Origin of the sequence: Flavobacterium sp. ov086 (genome assembly GCF_900187965.1) — a bacterium.
Classification (GTDB): Bacteria; Bacteroidota; Bacteroidia; order Flavobacteriales; family Flavobacteriaceae; genus Flavobacterium.
This window is the reverse complement of record NZ_FZNL01000031.1, coordinates 44,946-51,103: the sequence shown is the minus strand read 5'-3', so window position 1 is coordinate 51,103 and position 6,158 is coordinate 44,946. Positions and strand designations below refer to the sequence as shown.

Sequence of the window (6,158 nt, the reverse complement as noted above, 5' to 3'; positions counted from 1 at the left end):
CAGACCAAGGCTGGCAATACCAAATGAATCATTACCAACTTTTATTAAAACAAAAAGGAATCAAACAAAGCATGTCAAGAAAAGGAAACTGCCTAGATAATGCAATTATTGAAAACTTCTTTGGAATATTAAAATCTGAAATGTTTTATACCCAAAAATTTAAATCAATAGAACAATTAAAAAAAGAAATTAATAAGTATATAATATATTACAATAACGAAAGAATTAAATCAAATTTAAACAAAATGAGCCCGATAAAATATCGAGCTCATTATTATCAAACTTAATTATAAATTTGTCTAAACTTTTGGGTGCAGTCTATTATGATTCTGGCTTTTTTATGTTTTATATCTGCAATTGCAATTGGAATTTGCAATTTGAGAATTGGTATTTAGAATTAAACTTTATCTTCTAAAGATCTTTTTTCTGGTCTGATAATCATTCTCAAAGATTGATCTCTGGCAAAATAGGCGACCATCCAGTTCCAGAAAGTATTCAATCTGTTTCTATATGTTATCAAAGAAATTAAGTGAATAAACAGCCAAATAATCCAGGCAAAAAAACCTTTAAAATGCCACTTTGGACTTGGTAAATCAACTACAGCTTTATTTTTTCCGATAATTGCCATAGAGCCTTTGTCGTTGTATGCGAATGGCTTAAGAGGTTTGTTTTGAGTTAAAGCTTTAAAGTTTTTAGCTAGATTCAATCCTTGCTGAATAGCAACCTGAGCCACTTGTGGATGTCCGTCAGGAAAGTTCTTATCGCCAGCTAAAATTGAAGTATCGCCAATAGCATAAATATTTTCAAAACCATTTACTTTATTATATTGATCTGTTGCCATACGTCTTCCACGGCCGTAACTTTCTTTTGGAATTCCGTCAAATAGTTTGGCAGAAACTCCGGCTGCCCAAATTAAGTTTTTGGTTTGGATAGTTTCTCCGTTTTCAAAAAATACAGTATCATCAACATAATCTGTAACTCGGGTATGCAGTTTAACAACAACCCCAAGTTTTGTAAGCGCCTCTAAAGTATCTTTTTGAGAAGCTTCGCTCATAGGCGAGAGGAGTGCGTCTCCCCCATCGACCAAATAAACATTACTGGCTGATGTTTCTAATTCCGGATATTCCTTAAGCAGAATATTTTTTCGCATTTCGGCAAACATTCCTGAAACCTCTACTCCTGTTGGTCCTCCACCGGCAACAACAATCGTCAATAATTTACGACGTTTGCGCATGTCTTTGGTAATTGCGGCTTTTTCAAGGTTTTTAAGCAATGCATTACGCATTTCGATGGCATCATTTAAGGTTTTCATCGGAATGGCGTTTTTCATTACGTTTTCCATGCCAAAATAACTTGTTTCGGCTCCAGTAGCAAAAACCAGATAATCGTATGTTAATTCACCGTTATTCAGAATTATTTTATTCTCGGCAGGAACTACAGAAAGTAATTCTCCTAAACGAAATTGCAGGTTCTTTTTGCCTGCAAAGAATTTTCTAAAGGGATAACTAATACTTGAGGGTTCTAAAAATGCGGTCGCAACCTGGTATATAAGTGGTGGAAAAAAGTTATAATTGTTTTTGTCTACAAGTGTTACTTGTATTTGAGGATGGTTTACAAGTTCTTTTGCAAGATTGATTCCTGCAAAACCACCTCCTATAATGACTATTTTCATATTATGTTGTCTATTTAAATAGGATTCATGAGTAAAACTATTCTGCTTTTGCAGTTGTATAAATTTAACATTATAATTCTACATACGAAACCCAATTTGAGTTTTCTTTTAGATTCTTGTAGAATTAATTTGTTAATTTAAGTTTCATCATAATGTCTGTTTGCTCGTCATTTCCTAATTTAAAAACGTGCTTGTCAAATTCAACAAATCCATTTTTTGTGTAAAAATTGATTGCTCTCAGGTTTTCTTCCCAAACGCCTAGCCATACATATTCATTGTTTTTTTGTCTGGCAACTTCTATAGCTTTGTCGTACAGTAATTGTCCAACTTTTTTGCCATGAAAATCTTTTGAAACATAGATTCGTTCAATTTCCAGTGCTTTATTGTCTTTTAATTCGGTTTGAGATTCTCCGAAGTTCACTTTTAAATAACCTATTACGTTATTTTCAAGAGTGGCAAAATAAAATTCGGAATCTTTATTATTAAGTTCAGCAGTTAGTTTCTCGGTTGAAAACCCTTCGTCTAAATAATTTTTCATGTTCTCTTCGGAATTTGAGTCCGAAAAAGTTTCCTGAAAAGTTTGTCTGCCAATTTTTTGCAATTGTGCAAGCTCATTTATTGTTATTCTTTTTACTTCAATATCAGGCATCATAATTTACTTTTATAGAATGTTTGTACTCTATAAAATTACGATATAAATCGGGAAAAGAGTAACAGTAAATATTACTTTTTGAATTTTTTAACAGGCTTCTCCGCTACTTCGACTTTGTTTTGTAAAACGTAATTTGCAAGTAGTTTTTCAATCAATTCGTCTTTAGTAAGATGATGAAAAACAGTTTTTACCTTAGTTTTTAAATCTGTAGAAATATCGTGATTTGGTTTTGTTTTAAAGATTTGTTTTGCCCATAAAAGCGTGTTGTTTTCTTCTAAACTTACAGCCGAAGGTTTTTGGAATTTAGTAAATTTAATACCTAATTCTTTTTCAAATTCAGGGATTTCAGCTACTTCTTCCTCTTGTAAAACGGTTAATGAAAGCCCTTTTGCTCCTGCTCTTGCGGTTCTTCCGCTACGGTGAACATAAGTTTCGTAAGTATCCGGCAAGTGATAATTTACAACATAAGAGATTTCTTTTACGTCGATTCCTCTTGCAGCTAAATCTGTAGCAACCAGAATATTAATATGTCCTTCGCGGAATTGTTCCATGATTCTGTCACGAATCCCCTGAGATAAACTTCCATGAAGTGCTCCAGAAGAAAAACGGTTTATAGCCAGATTTTTAGCCAACTTGTTGACCGCAGCTTTAGTTTTGCAGAAAATAATTCCGCGCTCTCCTTCTTTTGAATTCAAAAAATGCATTAAAACGTCCAATTTTTCAATTGGATCAACTACAATATATTCGTGATCAATTCCTTGGTTACCAACAGTTTCCATGTTGGCACTTACTTGAACTACATTTTTGTTTAAGTAATTCTGAATCAATTGTTTGATTGTTCCCGGTAAAGTTGCAGAGAACAATAATGTGCGGTGTTTTTTAGGAAGTTCAGCAACAATTTCGTCTAAACTTTCTTTTAGGATCGAAACCATTTCATCGGCTTCGTCCAACACTAAATATTCGGCTTGTTTTAAGTCAATTGCTTTACGCTGAATTAAATCGATTAAACGTCCTGGCGTTGCTACAACAATATGTGTTGGAGATGTAAGACGTTCAATTTGTGGCTTAATGGGGATTCCTCCACAAGTTGAAGCTATAGAGATATTTGGAATATGTTTTCCAAAATCCTCTAAATTTCTGAATATTTGTTGTCCAAGTTCTCTGGTTGGGACCAAAATAATGGCTTGAACAACAGAAGATTCTGTGTTGATTAATTGCAATAATGGCAATCCGAAAGCGGCTGTTTTACCAGTTCCGGTTTTAGCTAAACCTACAACATCATGACTTTCAGATAAAAGTAACGGAATTGTTTTTTGCTGAATTTCTGTTGGTTCAACAATATTCAATTCGCTTAACGCTTTTAAAATTGGTGCTGAAATTCCTAATGATGAGAATTGTTTAGACATTTTTTTGTTTTGTTTATTTTTGTTTTTTTTTGTTTCAGGTTTCAAGTTTGATTTGTGTACTTAACCGCAAAGTTCGCAAGGTTTATGCTATGAACGCAAGTTATACTTTGTGTACTTTGCGAAAAAACGTTGCGAACTTTGCGGTTAAATTATGTTCAAAGAAAACAACTTGAAACCTAAAACCTGAAACTTTTTCAACCCTTTCAGATCAATCCGGCTCGTTCATGATTTTTTCACGATACTTTTTACCAATTAACAAAACTAGTTTTAGTTTGTAATCGTCAACCAGCCATTCGCGATAGTTTTTACTACATTGGCTCAAACATTTTGCATAACGTTTGATACGGCATTCGATATCGTCATCAAGCTCTTTTCCTAATGATTTTGCTTCTTGTAATGTTTCGGTATTATCGACACACATTGCGGCGTGTTGTTCTAATGATTTGTCTAATACGACTTTAGAACGCAAATTTTGTTTGATGATTAGTTTATGCTCTTCATCAACATCAAAAGTTACATCGACAGTTTTACTGAATTTAGCACGTAATTCCGGTGGCATGCTGTATTTGAAATACAACTCAATCTCAGTATCATCACGTAAGTTCTCTAAATAAAACTCAGGTGATTTAAAGATATGCTGCCAGTTTACAGGCTCGCTCCATAAACCAAAACGTGCTGCATTATTACCTAGATCGATAACGGTAAACTCGTCTTTACCGGGTAATTTACGAGAACCACGACCAATCATTTGGTAGTATAAAGTTAGCGATTTTGTTGCTCTGTTCAGGATAATAGTTTCAACTGTTGGCTCATCAAAACCTGTGGTTAAGATTCCTACCGAAGTTAAAATCGCATCCGGAGTCTTTTTAAACCATTGTAAGATGTCTTTACGCTCTTCAGAACTACTTGTATTATCAAGGTGTCTAATATCGTAACCGGCTTCTCTAAACGTTTCATATACATATAATGAAGTATGGATACCGTTGTTAAAAATTAAGGTTTTCTTTCCTAATGAACGTTCTGTATACGCATGCAAAAGTTTTTCCTGCATGATGGTATTTGTATACAAATCGTCTGATGATTTTACAGTATAATCTCCGTTGATACCTACTTTTAGTGATGTTAATCCAACATCATAACTATAAGTGGTAGCACGTGCAAGGAAACCTTTGTCGATCAATGAACTAATGGTGTCTCCCACAATAAGTTCATCGTAACTCTGGTGCATTGGTAATTTTATATTCGAACTCAAAGGTGTTGCTGTTACTCCAAGAATAAAAGCATTTTTGAATGAGTTTAATAATTTTCTGAATGAATTATAATGTGCCTCATCAATAATAACCAAACCGATGTTGTCAAGATGTAATTTCTCATCATTGATACGGTTTTTCAAAGTCTCAACCATCGCAACAAAACAAGAAAAATCGTTTTGATCAGGCAATTCTTTTACTTTACTATTGATAATTTTATTAGAAACGCCAAACCCTTTTAACATTTTTGAGGTTTGTTTACAAAGTTCGATACGGTGTGTTAAAACAACCACTTTTTTATCATTATTAGCCAAATAACGACGCACGATTTCGGAAAAAATCACTGTTTTTCCGCCACCTGTAGGCAATTGATATAATAAATGATGTTTCGAAGGAGCATTGTCTAAACGTTCAAAAATGGCATCGATATCGCCTTTTTGGTATGCATAAAGTTCTTTTTTCTCTTCTCTTTCTATTTCTAAAGTGTTTTGAGACATTGTTTATTTTTGGATTTTTGCAAAAATACACCGAAAAAACAGTTATTCATCTTATTTTAACCTAAAATAAATGTTTTTTTTAAATAAGATTTTTTATGAGAAGTGCTTTTATAAGTGGATTTTGTCTAGAATTGCTTCAAAATCATACTTATTTTTCCATTTTTGTTGAATAGTTTCCTGTTCGATTGCGATAATTCTTTCTTTGAAATCAGCTAAAATTCCGTTCGAAATAGAAAAATTTACGGCTTGTTCAAACGAATTAAATATACTTTTGTAGAATAATTCCTGCTTTATAAAATTTTGTGACGAATACGTTTGCGCAATTTCGATGTTGTAAAGCATAATATCGGCAATTACAAATGGATCAACACCTAACAAAATGAAATGTTTGATATATTTCTGAGCTACCGAACGACGCATTTTGGCTTTTGGACGTCGTTTTGCATTGGGTTTCTTGATTGGAAAATATTCGTGGGAGATTTTGACTTTGCATTCCTGAAGCAGTTTATCTTCTTTTGGATTAAAGACAAAATCGTAATAGGTTTTTACAGGACTAAATTTTTCGTACAACTCGATTATTTGTTCTTCGAGCTGTTCTTTAGTCAATTCGGTCAAATATTTTTTTAAATCGCGTTTACTCATTATCAAAGTTTAAGAATACAAAAGTAAATTACTTTCCTG

At 33.2% G+C, this 6,158-nt stretch carries 6 protein-coding genes; 1 reads left to right on the top strand and 5 read right to left on the bottom strand.

Going from position 1 to position 6,158, the window contains the following annotated elements; all coding sequences use genetic code 11:
* Positions 1-287 (top strand): IS3 family transposase (locus tag CHB81_RS24125; RefSeq protein WP_141130429.1); only part of this gene is annotated, 287 nt, incomplete at its 5' end.
* A 110-nt stretch (positions 288-397) separates the two neighbouring features.
* On the opposite strand, the gene CHB81_RS24120 is transcribed toward CHB81_RS24125, so the two are convergent.
* The 5 genes from CHB81_RS24120 to CHB81_RS24100 form a co-directional block, all read right to left on the bottom strand.
* Positions 398-1,672: an NAD(P)/FAD-dependent oxidoreductase gene (locus tag CHB81_RS24120; RefSeq protein ID WP_089354379.1), complete on the bottom strand. Its 1,275-nt coding sequence runs from the start codon at positions 1,670-1,672 to the stop codon at positions 398-400.
* Positions 1,673-1,796: 124 nt separating this feature from the next.
* Entirely contained in the window at positions 1,797-2,321 is a 525-nt protein-coding gene (locus CHB81_RS24115; protein ID WP_089354383.1) for a GNAT family N-acetyltransferase, read from the bottom strand.
* Positions 2,322-2,395: 74 nt separating this feature from the next.
* Positions 2,396-3,730, bottom strand: coding sequence for a DEAD/DEAH box helicase (locus CHB81_RS24110; protein ID WP_089354384.1), 1,335 nt, complete (start codon positions 3,728-3,730; stop codon positions 2,396-2,398).
* Between the two features lie 208 nt (positions 3,731-3,938).
* Positions 3,939-5,477: a DEAD/DEAH box helicase gene (locus CHB81_RS24105; protein WP_089354378.1), complete on the bottom strand. Its 1,539-nt coding sequence runs from the start codon at positions 5,475-5,477 to the stop codon at positions 3,939-3,941.
* Between the two features lie 108 nt (positions 5,478-5,585).
* Positions 5,586-6,119, bottom strand: coding sequence for a DUF6155 family protein (locus CHB81_RS24100; protein ID WP_089354377.1), 534 nt, complete (start codon positions 6,117-6,119; stop codon positions 5,586-5,588).
* Between the last annotated feature and the right edge of the window lie 39 nt (positions 6,120-6,158).